This is a genomic window from Microbacterium sp. ZW CA_36, from assembly GCF_044987475.1.
Lineage (GTDB): Bacteria > Actinomycetota > Actinomycetes > Actinomycetales > Microbacteriaceae > Microbacterium.
The window spans coordinates 58342-75485 of record NZ_JBJDRL010000013.1 but is presented as its reverse complement, the minus strand read 5'-3'; the positions used below and the strand labels follow the sequence as shown (position 1 = coordinate 75485).

Sequence of the window (17144 nt, the reverse complement as noted above, 5' to 3'; positions counted from 1 at the left end):
GCGGGCTCAGCCCTCGAGCGCGCGCAGGAGCGCCATACGCGTCGCCCGGGCTGTGGCATCCCAGGAGAAGTTTGCGGCGCGTGCGAGACCGGCATCCGCCATCCGCGCGCGCTGTGCGGGGGAATCACGCAACGCCCTGATCGCGGCGGCGATCGCCTCGGCGTCCGCTGGATCGACATAGACCGCCGCGTCGCCCGCGATCTCGTGCACGACTGGGATGTCGGACGCGATGACTGGGCAGCCGCGCGCCATCGCCTCCAGCGGCGGCAGGCCGAATCCCTCGAAGCGCGTCGGGAACACGAGCGCGGTCGCTTGGGCGTAGAGCTCGTCCAGCTCTTCGCGGCTCAGCCACCCACGCAGCTTGACGGATGTCTCCAGCCCGAGGCGTTTCACGATCGGGGCGAGCGGGTCCTCGCCGTGGCTCCCGGTGATCACGAGCGTCGGCCGCTCGTCCGGTGCGATGCGGGCGAGGGCGTCGAGCAGAGTTTCGAAGCCCTTGTGCGGCATCCTGTTGCCTACTGCGAGGAGCAAGTCGTCCCGGCGGGCGGGGCGCTCTCCACTGTCGACAGGTGCTTGCGCCGACCCGGCGAGGGGAGTCACGTCGATGCAGCCGGGAGGGACGCCGAGAAAGCGCACGATGTCATCGCGCGATGCGCCGCTCACGGTGAGGACGCGTCGGGCGGCCCGCGCGGCGCGGCGGATCATCGTGCGCAGCACCCGTGCGTATGGTCCGGGGACGTACTCCGGATGCCGGAACGCGAGCAGATCGTGAATCGTGAGCACGACCGGCACGCGCGAGCGCAGTGGGCCGAAGTTCGCCGGGCAATGCACGAGCGCCGCGCCGTGCGTGCGAGCCGCGCGGGCCACGCCGAACAGCTCGCCGCGTGCCCAGGCGGCGCGGTCATCGCCACAGACGCCCGACGCGATCACTGTTCCCGGGAACCACGACGTGTCAGACGCTGCAAGCTCGCGCGAGACATATCCGACGTACTCAAGTTCGGGGTCGTCGGGCGAGAGCCGCGTGTAGACCTCGCGCGCGTACGACTCCATGCCGCCCTTGGTTCCGGTGAAGAACTGCAGGTCCACGAGGACGCGGCGCCGGGTCATGCCTCGTCCTCGTCGGCGTCGAGGGTGGTGGTCTCGCGGTCGCTCGCGGCGACACGGCGCCTGCGGGCCACCTCGTAGAAGACGGCCGAGAGCAGTTCGGCTAGCAGGAGCCCGACGAACACGGTGGGCAGGCTCTGCAGCGCGAGCCCGAGCGCCGCCAAGGCGAAGGTGAGCGCCGATGAGATCGCACGTAGGCCCGTGAGCAGCCGCACTTCGCCCATGCGACGCAACGCAGTGAAGGGGAGCGTGGTCGCCAGCGACGCGGCGCGCCAGCCACACGCGAGCAGGAGGGGGAGCAGCGTGGCTGACCCCGTCCACGCCGCGCCGAACAGGAATCCGAAAATGCCGGTGAATTCGAGGACGAGCAGCGCGACCACTGCGGCGAGGACCGATGCCGCCGACAGCACGACATCGGCGTGCGAGTGCTCCTTCAGAAGCCGCAGTCGCATAAAGTTCAGCGGGATCGCGAGCAGTCCCGACACCGTCGCGATCGAGGCGAACAGCACAGCGTCGGCCGAGCCGAGAACCGCGAGGATCATCGAATTCAAGAGGGGATACACGACGCCGGTGATGGCCGTGTCGGCGATCACCCAGCCCATCACGGCCGGGTGTGGGCGGCTCGCCCGGTGCTGCACCGGAAGAGAGCGAATGCACGTCGCGACCGCGATGCCGAGCACGAGCGGAATCAGCGCCCACTGCTGGCTCGCGAAGCCGGCGAGCACGCCGATCAGCGCGCCCGCGCCGACCGCGATGGATGCGGCGATCTCACGACGGTCCAGGCGCTCGGCGACCGAGACCCCGCGCCCGACCTCCAAAGCCGCGAGCAGGATCGGCAGGGCGACGGCGAGCAGGACAGCGTTCGGCGGCAAGATCGAGACCACCAGCGCAGTCACGACCGCGATCGCTGCGAGCCACAGTGGGAAGACGACGCGCCGCTCGGTGGCCGCCGAGCTGAGGCGCGACTCCACCACGACGGCGAACGTGAGTTGCCCGGTGAACGTCGCGACCAGCACGGCGACCGCCAGCAGGCCCTGCTCGGGCACCGTGAAGAGGCGGGATGAGATGGAGATCGTCGCAGCTGGGATCACCGCGAGCGACACGCCGCCAAGCAGCGTAATCAGGCTCATCGCCGCACCGCGCAGCCGGACGGGGGCCGGTAGGCCGTCGCCTGCGGGTCCGCCCGCGAGGTCGGTCATCGGGACACCGCCGCACGCGCCGTGCCGATCGTGCGCCCGAGTGCGCCCTCGGCGCGGCCGAGGAACACCCACCCGCCGTCGGCGACGACGTTCGTCGCGCGATGACGGAGGCCGAAGGCCAGCCCTCCACCCACGAACGCGCACCGCCACCACCAAGGGTATGGATGCCTCATCACGACGCGACCGAGACCTCGCCCATATGCGCGTAGCTTGCGGCGACGCTCCGACGTGCTGAGGCCGCGCGCATCGGCCACGCCGCCCACGGCGACATCGTCGGGCAGCCAGCGGAATCGCCCGGCGAGATCGGGCCTGCGCGCGAGAAGGCGCAACAGCAAGTCGGTTGCTTCGCCCGCCTGCCATGGAGTCTGCGCGCCGGTACCGATGCCGGAATCGAATCCGCCGAGCTCGTCGAACACCGTGCGGCGCAACAGTAGGCCCATCTCGATCACGCTCCACACGTTCCAGCGGTCCAGCGGGGTCTCCGGAGCAGGCAGCTTGAACTTCGGGCCGTTCTCGTCGATGACAGTGAGTGCACCGGCGTCCGTGTCGTCCGCGTACTCCCGCAGAGCCGCGATCGATCCGGCGGGGAACCACGTCGTGTCGTTCGGGAAGAGCAGCAGGAACTCGCCCGCGTGGAGGTGCGCGACGCCGGTGTTGCGTCCGAGCGAGGCCCCTCGCTCGGACGTCGTGACGGTGATCGCGAAGTCAGTGCCGCGGTACGCGGCCGCGAGGGCTTCGACTTCGGGTGCGCGCTCCTGCGCGACGATCACGAGGCGGTCGCCAGCCGCGAGCTGGCCGCGAAGGGACCCGAGAAGCCGTTTCAGAGGGTCAATCCGGCCGAGCGTCGTCACCACGAGTCCGAGATCCACCCGCACCATTCTGTACGATGAAGTGCCCACCCGCGCACCGTCAGGAACCCCCCTCGCATGTCAACTTCTACCGAGACGATCGAGCTGTCGATCGTCATGCCGTGCCTCAACGAGGCTGAGACGCTTGCCGTCTGCATCGACAAGGCGCAGGGGTATCTCGCCCGCAGCGGTGTCGTCGGCGAAGTCGTGATCGCCGACAACGGCAGCACCGACGGGTCACAGGAGATCGCGCGCGCCCACGGCGCCCGTGTCGTCGACGTTCCCGCGAAGGGTTACGGCAGCGCGCTCATGGGCGGAATCGACGCCGCGCGTGGGGAGTACGTGATCATGGGCGACGCGGACGACAGCTATGACTTCTCACAGCTGGACCCGTTCGTGGAGCGCCTGCGCGAAGGCGATCAGCTCGTGATGGGCAATCGGTTTCAGGGCGGGATCGCCGAGGGCGCGATGCCGCCGCTGCACAAGTACCTCGGCAACCCGGTGTTGTCGTGGATCGGGCGTGCACTGTTCCGGTCACCGATCGGTGACTTCCACTGCGGACTTCGCGGCTTCAACCGCCGCGCGATCCTGGACCTGCACCTGCAGACGACGGGCATGGAGTTCGCGAGCGAAGTCGTTGTCAAGTCCACACTCGGCGGGCTGCGCGTCTCGGAAGTGCCGACGACGCTGTCCAAGGACGGCCGCAGCCGCCCACCGCACCTGCGCAGCTGGCGGGACGGCTGGCGTCACCTGCGGTTCCTGCTGATCTTCAGCCCGCGGTGGCTTTTCCTGATTCCCGGAGCGGCTGCGTTCTTCCTCGGGCTGCTCGGCACGTTCTTCCTCGCGATCGGCCCGATCGAGATCGGTGGCCTCGGGCTCGACGCGATCAGCCAGGTGTACCTCGCCGCGCTCTGCGTCGTCGGGTATCAGTCGGTGATCTTCGCGATCCTGACCAAGATCTATGCCCAGCACGAGGGCTTCCGCATCCCACGCTCCCGCAACTTCGAGCGCCTCGAGCGGCGCATCAGCCTCGAGAGCGGGGCAGTCGCCGGCCTCGCGCTGTTCCTGATCGGCTTCGCGATCGCGATCTGGCAGTTCGTCGCGTGGGCGGCGCTGGGCTTCGGGTCGCTTGATCTCGCGCCGACGCTGAGGGTCTCGGTCCCTGCCGCGCTCCTGATGATCCTCGGTGCGCAGACGATCATGTCGGGCATGTTCCTCGGCGTCCTGAACGTGGGGCTCAAGCGCCAGAGCTGAGCAGCGGGCGCCCTTGCGCAACCCGGGGGCTCGGCCCGTCTGTCGACCCCTCCTGATGTTTTTCGTCAGGTATGAACGCGAATTCCGCGGCGAGTTCGTGTCGTCTGTGGCGGACGAGCAAGGGAGATGACCCCGCGCGACGAGGCGCGGACGGATGTTGCCTGCCTCAGTAGCGGTAGTGGTCGAGCTTGTAGGGGCCCTCGACCGGCACGCCGATGTAGGCGGCCTGCTCGTCGCTGAGGGTCGTGAGCTGCACGCCCAGCGCGTCGAGGTGCAGGCGCGCGACCTTCTCGTCGAGGTGCTTGGGCAGCGTGTACACGGCGGTCGGGTACTCGTCGCGCTTCGTGAACAGCTCGATCTGCGCGAGCACCTGGTTCGTGAACGATGCGCTCATGACGAACGACGGATGCCCGGTGGCATTGCCCAGATTCAGCAGCCGGCCCTCGCTCAGCACGAGCACGCTGCGCCCGTTCGGAAGCCGCCATTCGTGCACCTGCGGCTTGATCTCGACCTTCTCGACCTCGGGCAGCGCCTCGAGGCCCGCCATGTCGATCTCGTTGTCGAAGTGACCGACGTTGCCGACGATCGCGAGGTGCTTGAGCTTGAGGAGGTCCTCGGTGGTGACGACGTCCTTGTTGCCGGTGCCCGTGATCAGGATGTCGACCTGACCGGCGACGTCGGCGAGGCGCGCGACCTGGTAGCCGTCCATCGCTGCCTGCAGCGCGCAGATCGGGTCGACCTCGCTGACGATGACGCGGGCGCCCTGACCGCGCAGGGCCTCAGCGGCGCCCTTGCCGACGTCGCCGTAGCCGCAGACGAAGGCGACCTTGCCGCCCATCAGCACGTCGGTCGCGCGGTTGATGCCGTCCGGCAGCGAATGACGGATGCCGTACTTGTTGTCGAACTTCGACTTCGTGACCGAGTCGTTGACGTTGATGGCCGGGAAGAGCAGGTCGCCTGCCGCCGCCAGCTCGTACAGCCGGTGGACGCCCGTGGTCGTCTCCTCGGTGACGCCGAGCAGGTCCTCGGCCATCCGCGTGAAGCGCTGCGGGTCGCGCGCGAGGCTGGCGCGCAGCGTGTCGAGGATGATCCGGTACTCGGCGGAGTCGTCGGCGGCGGCATCCGGAACCGCTCCTGCCTTCTCGAACTCGACGCCCTTGTGCACGAGGAGAGTCGCGTCACCGCCGTCGTCGAGGATCATGTTCGGGCCGTCGAAGCCCTCGGCCGACCAGTCGAAGATGCGGTCCGCGAGGCGCCAGTACTCCTCGAGCGTCTCCCCCTTCCACGCGAAAACCGGGACGCCGGCGGGCGCGTCGACCGTTCCCGTCGGACCGACGACGACGGCCGCGGCGGCTTCGTCCTGCGTGGAGAAGATGTTGCAGCTCGCCCAGCGCACCTGCGCGCCCAGCGCGACGAGCGTCTCGATGAGCACGGCGGTCTGCACCGTCATGTGCAGCGAGCCCGCGATGCGCGCGTTCTTCAGCGGCTGCGTCGGGCCGAACTCCTCGCGCAGCGCCATGAGGCCCGGCATCTCGTTCTCGGCGAGACGCAGCTGATGGCGGCCCGCTTCGGCCAGAGAGAGGTCGGCGACTTCGTACTCGAACCCCTCAGTGAGCTCTGAGACGGCAGGGGTGGAAGGCGCGGCGACGGGCGTGTGGGTCGGCATCCGCCCATTCTCCCACGCAGCGACGAGGCGCCGCGCGATCCGCCCTATGCTGGCAGAGATCGAGCAACGGAGCAGGAGGATCGAGCATTCCAGTGATGCCACAGCGAGCGCCTAGGGCTGCAGACGACACGTTCTGGCTGCGGCCGACGTCGTACTGGCTGCCCGCTCACTACCCCGTCTCCGCCTGGTACACGCACGCGCCCTTCGCGGCATGGCTCGTGGACGTTCTGCGTCCGGCAAACGTCGCCGAGCTGGGCACGCACATGGGCTTCTCGTGCTTCGCCTTCGCCGAAGCGGCCGCACGCCTCGGCCACACGATCACCATCAGCGCACTTGACAGCTGGATGGGTGACGACCAGGCCGGGTTCTACGGCGAGGACGTGCTGGAATCGGTTCGTGGCACGGCGGAGCTCGACTACCCGGCCTCCGTCCGACTCGTGCGCGGCTTCTTCAGCGACTCCCGCCCGCGTTTCGCCGACGCGTCCATCGATCTCCTCCACATCGACGGCCGCCATGCGTACGAAGACGTTCTGCAGGACTATGAGCAGTGGCGGAGCGTCGTCCGCGACGGCGGAGTGATCTTGTTCCACGACACCGCCGAACGCGAACGCGGCTTCGGAGTGTGGCGCCTGTGGGATGAGCTGCGCGACGCGAATCCCACGTTCACGTTCAACCATGGCCACGGGCTGGGCGTGCTCGGCGTGGGCGACGTGCGCAACGATGACCTCCGCAAGCTCTTCGCCGCGGACGACGGGACGGCTGATCGCATCCGTGACGACTTCGCCAGCCTCGGCGCGGAAGTCGCGCATCGGGCAGAGCTCGACACCCTGCCGGAGGAGCTTCGCCACGCCCGTCTTCACGCGACCCAGCTCCTGGACAAAGTGGCCTGGTTGGAGGGCGAGAACGAGCACCTCCGAAGCGCCGTCGCCGCGCGCGACCAGCGGATCGGCGCCCTCGAATCGAGCACCAGCTGGAGGGTCACAGCGCCCCTGCGTGCCGTGCGGCGGGTGGTGCCGCACCGGGGCGAGTCGACGCCCGATCGTTGACGAGCGGCCGGGGATCGAGCCCTCCGCTCAGGCGCGGAGGGTCTCGTGCCGCACGACCACCCAGCCCTTGGGTACCGACAGGCGGTCGGTGTGGATCGCGCACAGGTCGTGCGCGTGAGGATCGCCCCCGGCGCCGAGCGGACCGAGTGCCGCCATCTGGTCGCCGTAGTCGTAGGTGAGCGTCGACACCGCCTCACGGGCGCAGCCGACCTTGGAGCAGACTCTCTCGCGCATCGGGTCGACGCTACCGCGCCCCCGACCCATGCGGACGGATGCCGCGCCGCGGCGTCTCCGCCCCGTCAGCATCGGGCAGCGCGCAAGCCGCGACATCGTGGGAGAGGAGCCTGTCCCTCACCCCGCCCTAGGATGGGCATATGGCGTGGCGGCGTACCCGGACGAGCGAGCGCGCGCAGCCGCGCGCGTCTCGCCATGGCCGACACGGCCGCGAGGGCCGGAGCCCGGTGGTGCGTCCTCCCCTCCCGCCGCTGGACACCCGCGTCGACCGCTTCGACCTGTCCGTCGGCACCGCGGCGGAGTTCCTCCGCTCGGCCTGGCCCGAGCTCCGCGACGTGCGGTTCGAGGTCGCCGACATGCCGGCGGCGACCGACGACGACGGCATCCCTCGATGGACGGTGCTGCCCGACGCGGGCCGCATCATCCTGTATCGCCTGCCGATCGAGCGGCTCAGCCATCTGCACCGCGACGACGAGCTGCATCGGCGCATGCTCGTCGAGGGCGCCGTCTTCCGGGCCGCGGCGGAGTATCTGGACCGCGACCCGTGGGACCTCGGTCCGGAGCGCTTCCGCTACTTCTGACGCGTTTCGGATCAATGCGATCGCCGGCGAGCGTTGATGCGGGGCGGATCAAGGTTGAGCGAGCGAAGCGAGTCGAAACCCCCTACCGTGGGGCACCAGAAGGCTCGACTCAGGGGTAGACGAGGACCTCGGAGGTCGCGACGTCCGCCGGCCACACCGGCACGCCCGCCAGCGCGCCGTCTCCCGCGAAGGACAGGCCGGCGCGCACGGGGGCCTCGGGCTCGAACCGGTACACCGTGCGCGCGGCCAGTCGCACGGCGACGGACCCGTTCGCCGGGATCGTGAGATCGAGCGGGGATCCGCCGTCGACCGGCGCGACGGCGACCGCGACCGGTTCGTTCGACGGATTCACCACCGAGAGCGACGGAGTCGGTCCTCCGGGCGTCGCGAAGAGGGATGCCACCGCCACCTCGGGCGCCGGGGTGTACCACGCGAAGTCGTCGCCCTCGTCGACACCGGTCGCCTGCCAGACCGCCGCCACGAGGGGTTCGTCCGCATCGATCGTCACCGTGTACGAGCCGGCGGTCAGGCTGTCCAGCGCCAGCTCGAGCGGTTTGCCGGCCTCGAGCGCCACCTCCTGCGGCTCGCGCACCGGTTCGCGGCCGCCGACCGTGGTGACGGTCACCCGTGCGGTCGCGGGCGCAGCGGGCGCCAGCATCCGCAGCACGGTCACCTCGTCGGCCGCGCCGTCCGCGGCTGTCGCGCGCGTCACGGTGATGCCGGTGATGACCTCTGTCGTCTCGGCATGCGCGACAGGACCGACCTGGTCGACGCCGCCCGGCGTGAGCGTGCGCGTGATGCTCGCCTGGAGGGACGCCCGGATCGGCGCGCCGACAGCCGACACGCGCACCACGGGCGTCTCTTCGCCCAGCGCGATGCCCGCCAGGGGCACGACGCGCTGGGTGCCGGGCGGGACGACGAGGTCGACGCCGCCGGGAGGGGTCTGCGGCCCCGCGGCCCCGTAGACGGTCAGCTGCACCGTCGCCGGAACGGTGCCCGGGTTCGCGAGCAGCACGAGGTCGGCCGCGCCGGTGGCCCCGGACCCGCCGACGAGCCACGAGTCCAGCAGTGGCGGCCGGCATGCCGAGGCGGCGAAGCCGGAGAGGTCGTCGGCCGACGCGGTCGCCGCGCCCGTGGCTGCCACGTCGACCGCCTGGCCGTCGAGCGGCGGAGCCGTGTAGGCCAGCGGGCCGGGTCCGACGTCGGTGGTCTCCAGACGCTGCTCCGCAGGCCGTTCGCCGTCTGCCACCCCGACGACGACCGATTGCGGCGCGACCACGGTGATGGCGTCGGCGGCCGCCGGATTGCGGCCGATCGACAGCAGCCCGCCGTCGCACGCGATCACGGACGCCGCGGGCGCCGGTGTGGCCCGCACGCTCAGCGGCTCGCGCGCGACCGTCGGCCACGGCACCGAGACGGCGGTGACGACGGCGACCACGGCGACGATCGACACGGCCGTGCCGATCAGCAGGCGGGCGCTCGTCGTCGCCCAGCGGAACACCCGTCGGTCGCTCATCGACCCTCCTGCCAGTGAGGTCCCACCACGCGTGGGGTGCGGCGCGCCTCGCGGATCGACGTCGCCGTCGGCAGCGCGAGGAGCAGGGCGATCCCGAGGATGGCGAACTGCCCGAACGCGATCCACCGCGCGAGGGCGGAGACGGATGCCGCTTCCGCCGGACGCGGTGCGATCTCATCGACGACGCGCCAGAGCGCTCCCTTGGCGGTGTCGCCCACGACGACGAGCGTGTCGCGCTGGCCGAGCGCCGTCATGGCAGACAGCCGCATCGTCCGCGCGCCATCGGTCTCGGGCGGTGTCGACGGCGCCAGCAGGATGAACCCGATGCCCCGGTCGGCGAGCTCGGCGACGACATCCTCCGAGGAGGGGATGACGAGATCGGCGGCGAGGGCCGCCAGCTCCTCGTCCTGAGAACTCGCCTGAGTGCGGGTCGACAGCAGCGTGGTCTGACCGCCGACGGTCTCGCTCGCACCCCAGACCACCTGGGCAGCGACACCGGCGTCGGCCTGCGGAGTGAGCACGATGGTTCCGACATCCGGGTCGTCGCGCCCCTCGGCCGCGACGAAGGCGGGAAGCGTGCTGGCGGGACCGTTGGCGATCGTCGCGGTGCCGCGGGTGAAGGCGGTGAGCGACGGCACGGCGAGCATCACGGCCGCGGCGAAGACGAGCGTGGCCGCCAGCCCGCGCGCCAGCGCGACACGCGGGGCGAGACCGGCATCCAGGGCAACCAGCGCCCCTCCGAGCGCGCCGAGCCATGCGAGGCTCAGCCCGGTGCCGGGCCACAGCGCAACGGTGAGCGACTGGACGAACGACACCGACACCCCGACCGCGGCGAACGCCGTGCCGAGGCCGAGCGCGGTCACTGCGAGCAGCACGATGCCGGCGGCCCAGCGCTGCGTCAACGGCGCCGCGAGGGCGAGCAGGGCCAGCGGCACGCTGAGCAGGGGCACCCACCAGGTCGGCCCGTCCGGCAGCAGAGTCGCCCACCCGGCAAGATCCGAGGTCGGGATGCCGGCTGCCAGGAGCGCGCGGCCCGCGGCGTCGGCCGCGACCTGCGGTCCTGCCCAGGGCACACCCGGGTCGGCGACGAGTCCCCACGCGCGTCCGTGGGTCAGCGCGTTCCAGACGAGCGGGAGTGCGAGGGCGAGCGACGGCACGAGCGTCCACACCAGACGTGCCACGCCGCGACCCGCACGGAGGACGATGCCGAGCACGACGGCGCCGAACCACAACACCGCCATCGCGGGCGCCAGGGATGGCGCTGCCGCCAGCACGGCGGCAAGCAGCAGCGAGGCCGCCCCCGCCCCTGCCCACGACCGATGCGCGACCGCACCCGCATAGAACAGCCACGGCAGCAGCAGGTGAACGAGCACTCCGGTGGGCCGCCCCTGGGTGAGCGCGACGAGGAGCGTCGGCGACAGCGCCCACACCGCACCGCCGAGCAGCCGCAGGCTGGCCCGTTCGGTCACCCGCGTAGCCGCGAACCAGCCGCCGAGCGCGGCGAGCGGCAGCGCGAGGATCCACAGCAGCACGAGCGCCCGCGACGGCGCCCACGGCCAGAGCGAGCCGAGCACCGCGGTCACGGCTGCGAACGGATCCGCCGGCCCGATCGTGTCGAGTCCGAGCGCTCGCTGTCCGTACGCGGCGTCATCCCACAGCTGACCGACGGTGTTCGCGAGGGGCTGGAGCGCTCCCCCGCCCAGCACCGGCCATGCCAGCAGCGCGGGGAAGGCGGCGACAGAGACGGCGAGCGCGGCGAGCACCAGCCAGGCAGCCCCACCGGCGAAGAACCTCAGGTCGCTGCGCCGATGGCCGCCGATCGCGACCTCGGGGTCGTCGTCGAGACGTTCGCGGAGTTCGGCCTGCGTCGTGCGCAGCGGCGCCACCTGCGCCCACGACGCCGTGCGTGCGCGCGCGATGCGGCGACGTGCGCGCCATACCGGCACGATCCCGACGAACGCCACGGCCGCCGCGCCCCACTCGGAGGCGATGCGACCCGGTTGCTTGCGGACGAGATCCACGACGGTGCGCCAGAGCGCGAGCGGCAGCACGGACAGCCAATGCAGCGGCGTCGCGACGGTCGGCGCGTACGCCAGCCGTCGGCGCAGCTGCGCCACGCGCTCGGCATAGACCGCGCGACGTCGGCGCTGCGGGGTCAGCGGCACCGGCAGACCGGCGACGCCGTCCCCTGCCGTGGCGACGAGTGCTGCCGGGACCAGCGACACGCGGCCCCCGGCCAGTCGCGCCCTCACCCCGAGGTCGAGTCCCTCGTCGGCGCCTGCGAGGCCGCGGTCGAGGCCGCCGAGCCGGTCCCAGGCATCGGAGCGGACCAGGATGCCGCGCACGTCGGCACCGAGCACGTCCTCCTGCGCGTCGTGCTGCCCCTGATCGAGCTCGCCGTCGGCGAGGCCTACCGTGCGGCCGACCCGGGTCATGCTCACGCCGAGCGAGACGATCTCGGAACGGTCGTCCCAGCGCACGAGCTTGGGCGCCACGAAGGCGACCGACGGCGACAGCTCGAGGGCTCCGGCCAGCCGGGCGAGCGCGTCGGGCTCCGGCGCCGTATCCTGCGCCAGCAGCCAGAGCGCGTCGCCATCGACGTTCTCGCCGCGGCGCGGCGACACGAGCGCCGTCGCCGCCGCGAAACCGGTGGATGCCGGAGCCTTCACGACGGACTCGGCGCCTGCGGCATCCACGATCTCGAAGAGGTGGTCGTCACCGCCGCAGACCACGATCGTGAGAACGTCGACCGGACGCGTCTGCTCGGCGAGCGCCGCGAGAGTGCGTCGCAGGTGGAATGCGGCCGGCGTGCGACCGTCGGGACGGACCACGAGAACCGCGTGTATCCGGTTCGACGCGGAGGCGCGCGTCAGCGCGGACTCCGAGGGGCCGGAGCTCGCGAAGGCAGCGTTCGAGGTGACACCGTCCGACGACGGACTGGTCGGCGGCACAGGGGTCGGCGAAACGGTGGGCATGTCCTGGTCAGCCTAGGTCGCGCTCCATCGCCAGCTCGGGCGAACGCGCCGGGTCGGCCGGATCGAACCGGCCGACCGGCGTGCGTTTCAGCCCGCTCGACGCTTCAGCTTGCGACGTTCGCGCTCGCTGAGACCGCCCCAGATACCGAATCGCTCGTCGTTCTGCAGCGCATAGTCGAGGCATTCGCCTCGCACGTCGCACGACGTGCAGATGCGCTTCGCATCACGCGTGGAGCCGCCCTTCTCGGGGAAGAACGCCTCCGGATCGGTCTGCGCACATAGTGCGTCGGTCTGCCATGCGAGCGGATTGTCCTCTTCCGCGTCGATGTTGCGGCGAACCCCCGGTACCCCCAGTTGAACCGGATCGACGAACCAGTCGTCGGGAACGCCGGAACGGTATTGAGAAACCGTCATGTCGTTCTCACCCCCCGTGATCCTGCTCCACGCTGGTGCGTGTACGGATAATTACACCTGTGTAGTTCGCCGAGGTCAAGTCGCAGATAGTAAACGCTCAACCGCCTCTTGAACCTTCACGACGCGCCGACGGCGTGTCGCGCTGTGATAACGGTCCGATGAGAAAGCGATGAGCCCGCGGTTCAGCGTCCCGGAAGGGCGATGAAGAGCTCTCCTTCACCTGCCACGCGGACCCCGCCTTCGTCCGGGGTCACGAGCACGGCGGCCCCGGGAACGAGGGCCGACGCCGCCCCCGACGCGAGCCCGACGACCTCGAGTGACCCGCCGGTGGCGACCGCGATCGCCGGTCCCGCCAGCGGCACCTCGACCCCCTCCCGCGTCGGGGCGACGGCGAGCAGGGCGAAGTCCGAGACGGGCACGTCGTACTGGCCGATGCCGTCCCCGAGCGCACGCGCCCGGATCACCGGCGGCAGCCCCGGCGTCGGGTCGAGCACGCTCACGAGCTCGGCCGCGTCGACGTGCTTCGGCGTCAGACCACCGCGGAGCACGTTGTCGCTCGCCGCCATCAGCTCCACACCCAGACCGTCGAGGTAGGCGTGCAGGACGCCGGCCGGCACGAAGAGTCCTTCGCCGCGTCGCAGGGTCACGAGGTTCATCAGCAGGGCCACGACGATGCCGGGGTCGCCGGGGAAGGCGGCATCCAGCGTGCGCGCGAGTTCCAGCTCGGCGGAGAACTCGTCGGACTCGGCCGAGACCGCGGCGGCGATGACGTCGCGCGCGACGTCCGCCCCGTCCGAGAGCAGCCAGCCGATGACGGTAGACGGTGAGGAATCCTCGGCTTCGAGACGCTCCGCGAGGGGTGCGGCAGCGGGGCCGAGCGCGGCGACGAGGCGGCGCGTGGCTTCGAGTTCGCGGAGGCCCGCGAGCGCCCGGAACGTGTCGCTGAGCGCCACGATCAGCTCGGGCTTGTGATTGGCGTCTCGGTAGGTGCGCTCGGCGGCGTCGCGCGGGATCCCGGCGGCCTCCTCACGCGCGAAGCCCGCCTCGGCCTGCGCCTTCGACGGGTGGGCCTGGATGGAGAGAGCGGATGCCGCCGCCAGCAGCTTCAGCAGGTACGGCAGCGGCGCATCGATACCGGCCGCGGCCCCTTCTTCGGCGACCCACCGGTCGAGCGTGCGGCCGTCGGGCGTCTCGGACGGGTCGCCCGGGTGATCCCCGAACCACACCTCCGCCTCAGCGCGGCCGGACGCCCCGCGTCCCTCGAGTTCGGCGAGCAGGGAGAGCGAGCCCCACGCGTAGTCACGGGGGTCGTTGGCAAGCGGGATCAGCACCCGAACAGCCTAGCGACGCGGCCGTCGCAGACCCCGCCCGCGCCCCCGCTGATCGCGCAGGGCGCCGGGGTACGCTGTGAGGCGATGGCCGTCCACTCCAAGCACCCGGCGTCGGCGCCGCCGGGCCCGCCGGTCCGCGAGAAGACCGGGCACCTCATGCTGCGCGGCTGGTGCATCTTCGTGCTCTTCATGGCGCTGTCGGGCACCGCCTGGGTGCACGCATTCGGCGAGCTCACCGCCACCGTCATCACGATTGCCGGCGGTGTGCTGTCGGCCGTGCTGTGGATCGTCCTGCGCCCACCCGTCCAGTGGCGCCGCCTGCCGTGGTTCGTCGTCGCCTACGTCGTGTGGGCGACGCTCTCGCTCGCATGGTCGGCCTGGCCGCAGGCGACCGCGCTCACGCTGCTGCTCCTGTACATCACCAGCCTGCAGGCGCTGTTCATCGGCAGCGTGCTCACCTGGCGGGAGCTCGTGCGCGCCATCGCCTCGGCGCTCAAGTGGGTCCTGGCACTGTCGATCCTCTTCGAGCTGTGGGTCGCCGTCTTCATCGGCGAGCCGGTCCTGCCGGGATTCGTGGTCGAGAAGGCCGACGACCCGATCGAGTACTGGTCGCGCAACAACCTGTTCGACTTCCCCGGGCGCCTCCAGGGCATCATGGGCAACGCGAACCTGCTCGCCCCGGTCGCCCTGCTCGCGATCGTCGTCTTCGCGATCCGCCTCGCATCGGGTGCGCCGCGCCGCACGTTCCTATGGATCTGGATGGCGCTGTCGGCCTACCTCTTCATCCGCGCATCGTCGGCGACCGCGTATCTCGCGGCCGCCGCCGTCGCCGTTGTGCTCGTCACAGTGCTCCTCATGCGGCGCGCGACCAGGCCGGGCGAGCGCACCAAGTACTACGTCGCGTACGCCGCGGTCGGGATCGGCGGCCTCCTCGGGCTGTGGCTGCTGCGGGACGCGATCTTCACCGCCCTCGGCCGCAGCGCCGACCTCACCGGTCGGGAGGGCATCTGGGAGGCCGTGCTGGCTCGCGCCGCGGAACGCCCGTGGGTCGGCTGGGGCTACGCGACCCCGTGGGTGCCTTCGGATCCGGCGTTCGACGAGTGGATCATCGACCACGGCCAGACCGTGATGCAGGCGCACAACATGTGGGTCGATGTCGCGATGCAGCTGGGCATCATCGGCGTCGTGCTCCTCGCAGTCCTCTACTTCGCCTTCGTGTGGCGGGCATGGTTCTTCGCCGTCGACCGGCCGCGCTGGGATCTCCGCGCCGACCGCCCCTACTCGCCGCTGACGCTCCTCCCCACGCTCGTGGGCGCGATCCTGCTCGTGCAGGGTCTCGCCGAGTCCACACCCCTCCTGCTGTGGGGCTGGCTCTTCGTCGTCATGCTCGGCGCGAAGATCAAGCAGTCGCCGCACGTCGGCGTCGGCCCCGCCGAGCAGAGTGCCGCGATCGAGCGCGGCGACCCCGTCGAACTGGGCGAGTCTGCGGGCGCGCGGCTCCCGGCACAGCGACCCGCTCGGCGCGCGTCGGGCACCGAGTCGAGCGTGGTCGCCGCGGGCGACCCGGCAGGGTCCGGCGCGTGACCGATACGCCGCGGTCCGCGTCGCCCGGGTGGCTGGGCGCCTTGCTGGACTCGGCGGCCTTCGCCCGCGCCTTCACCCTCGTCGTCTTCGCCACCGTCTTCTCGGCATTCGCGATCGAGCGGATCGCCGGACACGTCACCTACGTGACCATCGTGGCCGGGCTCTGCATCCTGGGTCTGGCGGTCATGGTGGCGCGCCGGCGCGAGATCTCGCTGCTGCGGCTGGTGCCGACGACGGTGCTGATCTTCATCGGGTGGGCCTTCGCCAGCATCTTCTGGAGCAGCGACACGAGCGCGTCGTTCTGGAGCTGGGTGTCGATGGCCGCGCTGGCGTTCCTCGCCGTCGTCATCGGGCACGTGCGCGACACGCTGCAGACCGTCCGCGCGCTGGGTGACGTGCTGCGGGTGCTGCTCAGCGCCTCCCTCGCACTCGAGGTGCTGTCGGGCGTCCTCCTCGACCTGCCTTTCACCTTTCTCGGCATCCAGGGCAACATCGCCCAGCTGGGTCCGGTGCAGGGCATCTTCGGCACACGCAACCTGCTGGGCTTCGTCGCCGTCATCGCGCTCATCACCTTCCTCATCGAGTACCGCACCCAGTCGGTCCGCCCCGGTGTCTCGGTGGCCTCCGTCGTGCTCGCCGGGGGCCTGGCTGCGCTCAGCGACTCCCCCACCGTGGTCGTGCTCGCGCTCGGCGTCGGGCTCGCCGTCGGAGCCCTCGCCCTCGTACGGCACGCGCGGCCCGAACGCCGCGCCGGACTGCAGCTCGCACTGGGGGCGCTGGTCGTCATCGGGGTGTTCGTGGGCTATGCGGCGCGGCATCCGATCATCGCGCTGCTCGGCGCCGGCACCGACTTCTCGGTGCGCGTCGAGCTGTGGAACTTCATGGTCGACATCCTCCGCCAGAAGCCCGTGCAGGGCTTCGGCTGGTTCGGCGTCTGGGACCAGAAGGAGTACCCGTTCAACGCGATCAACTTCTGGCTCGACACGAAGCACGCCACGGGCCTCAACGCCTACTTCGACGTCGCGCTGCAGCTCGGCTGGGTCGGCCTGGTGCTGTTCCTTGCGCTGGCTGCGCTGGCGCTGGCGCGTTCATGGCTCGTCGCCGGCGAGCGCCGCTCGGTCGTCTACGCCTGGACGCCGCTCATCCTCGTCACCCTCCTCATCGACTCGATGTTCGAGAGCTTCGCGCTGACGGGGCTCGGTTGGCTGATGCTCGTGCTGTGCGCCGTGAGAGCGGGCCAGTCGCGTTCGTGGCGCGAGAGCCTCCGCGGCGGAACGGATGCCGGAGACGGCGGCGCAGCGGAGGAGTCGGGGCTGCCTCACGCCCAGGGAGAGCAAGGGACGGCAGGGTAGGCTTCTCTCCGGCCCGACGTCTCGGCGCCAGCCACCTCTT

At 71.0% G+C, this 17144-nt stretch carries 14 protein-coding genes; 5 read left to right on the top strand and 9 right to left on the bottom strand.

The window, feature by feature from the left end; genetic code table 11:
* Positions 1-6: 6 nt before the first annotated feature.
* Genes ACI3KX_RS08310 through ACI3KX_RS08300 form a run of 3 tightly spaced genes read right to left on the bottom strand, consistent with a single transcriptional unit; the run spans position 7 to position 3172 of the window.
* A complete protein-coding gene (locus tag ACI3KX_RS08310; RefSeq protein WP_404909371.1) occupies positions 7-1107 on the bottom strand; it encodes a glycosyltransferase family 4 protein in 1101 nt (366 codons plus the stop codon).
* Positions 1104-2303 carry a hypothetical protein gene (locus ACI3KX_RS08305; RefSeq protein ID WP_404909370.1) on the bottom strand — a complete coding sequence of 400 codons (1200 nt, stop codon included), beginning with the start codon at positions 2301-2303 and terminating at the stop codon, positions 1104-1106. The genes ACI3KX_RS08310 and ACI3KX_RS08305 overlap by 4 nt, the downstream gene beginning before the upstream one ends.
* The gene (locus ACI3KX_RS08300; protein ID WP_404909369.1) at positions 2300-3172 is read right to left on the bottom strand and encodes a glycosyltransferase family 2 protein; all 873 of its coding nucleotides are present in this window, start codon (positions 3170-3172) and stop codon (positions 2300-2302) included. The genes ACI3KX_RS08305 and ACI3KX_RS08300 overlap by 4 nt, the downstream gene beginning before the upstream one ends.
* 57 nt (positions 3173-3229) lie before the next feature.
* On the opposite strand from ACI3KX_RS08300, the gene ACI3KX_RS08295 reads away from it, so the two are divergent.
* The gene (locus ACI3KX_RS08295; RefSeq protein WP_404909368.1) at positions 3230-4405 is read left to right on the top strand and encodes a glycosyltransferase family 2 protein; all 1176 of its coding nucleotides are present in this window, start codon (positions 3230-3232) and stop codon (positions 4403-4405) included.
* 166 nt (positions 4406-4571) lie between these two features.
* On the opposite strand, the gene ahcY is transcribed toward ACI3KX_RS08295, so the two are convergent.
* A complete protein-coding gene (gene ahcY / locus ACI3KX_RS08290; protein WP_404909367.1) occupies positions 4572-6071 on the bottom strand; it encodes an adenosylhomocysteinase in 1500 nt (499 codons plus the stop codon).
* A 95-nt stretch (positions 6072-6166) separates the two neighbouring features.
* Between ahcY and ACI3KX_RS08285 the strand changes: the two genes are divergently transcribed.
* Positions 6167-7117, top strand: a complete 951-nt coding sequence (locus ACI3KX_RS08285; protein ID WP_404909366.1) for a class I SAM-dependent methyltransferase — start codon at positions 6167-6169, stop codon at positions 7115-7117.
* A 27-nt stretch (positions 7118-7144) separates the two neighbouring features.
* On the opposite strand, the gene ACI3KX_RS08280 is transcribed toward ACI3KX_RS08285, so the two are convergent.
* The gene (locus tag ACI3KX_RS08280) at positions 7145-7351 is read right to left on the bottom strand and encodes a DUF3499 family protein (protein ID WP_163616793.1); all 207 of its coding nucleotides are present in this window, start codon (positions 7349-7351) and stop codon (positions 7145-7147) included.
* Between the two features lie 140 nt (positions 7352-7491).
* Between ACI3KX_RS08280 and ACI3KX_RS08275 the strand changes: the two genes are divergently transcribed.
* Positions 7492-7932 carry a metallopeptidase family protein gene (locus tag ACI3KX_RS08275; RefSeq protein ID WP_308868331.1) on the top strand — a complete coding sequence of 147 codons (441 nt, stop codon included), beginning with the start codon at positions 7492-7494 and terminating at the stop codon, positions 7930-7932.
* Positions 7933-8041: 109 nt separating this feature from the next.
* Here the strand turns inward: ACI3KX_RS08275 and ACI3KX_RS08270 are convergent, their stop codons facing one another.
* The 4 genes from ACI3KX_RS08270 to manA all read right to left on the bottom strand — a co-directional run bounded on the left by ACI3KX_RS08270 (position 8042) and on the right by manA (position 14168).
* Positions 8042-9448, bottom strand: a complete 1407-nt coding sequence (locus ACI3KX_RS08270) for a DUF5719 family protein (protein ID WP_404909365.1) — start codon at positions 9446-9448, stop codon at positions 8042-8044.
* A complete protein-coding gene (locus ACI3KX_RS08265) occupies positions 9445-12279 on the bottom strand; it encodes a glycosyltransferase (RefSeq protein ID WP_404909364.1) in 2835 nt (944 codons plus the stop codon). Before ACI3KX_RS08265 ends, ACI3KX_RS08270 begins: the two co-directional genes overlap by 4 nt.
* Positions 12280-12510: 231 nt before the next feature.
* The gene (locus ACI3KX_RS08260) at positions 12511-12837 is read right to left on the bottom strand and encodes a WhiB family transcriptional regulator (RefSeq protein WP_349426796.1); all 327 of its coding nucleotides are present in this window, start codon (positions 12835-12837) and stop codon (positions 12511-12513) included.
* 182 nt (positions 12838-13019) lie between these two features.
* Positions 13020-14168 (bottom strand): mannose-6-phosphate isomerase, class I, encoded by a 1149-nt coding sequence (manA, locus tag ACI3KX_RS08255; protein ID WP_404909363.1) that lies wholly within the window; start codon positions 14166-14168, stop codon positions 13020-13022.
* An 84-nt stretch (positions 14169-14252) separates the two neighbouring features.
* On the opposite strand from manA, the gene ACI3KX_RS08250 reads away from it, so the two are divergent.
* Complete coding sequence (locus tag ACI3KX_RS08250) at positions 14253-15752, top strand: O-antigen ligase family protein (protein ID WP_404909362.1); 1500 nt, start codon at positions 14253-14255, stop codon at positions 15750-15752.
* Positions 15749-17104 (top strand): O-antigen ligase family protein, encoded by a 1356-nt coding sequence (locus tag ACI3KX_RS08245; RefSeq protein ID WP_404909361.1) that lies wholly within the window; start codon positions 15749-15751, stop codon positions 17102-17104. Before ACI3KX_RS08250 ends, ACI3KX_RS08245 begins: the two co-directional genes overlap by 4 nt.
* Positions 17105-17144 lie beyond the last annotated feature (40 nt).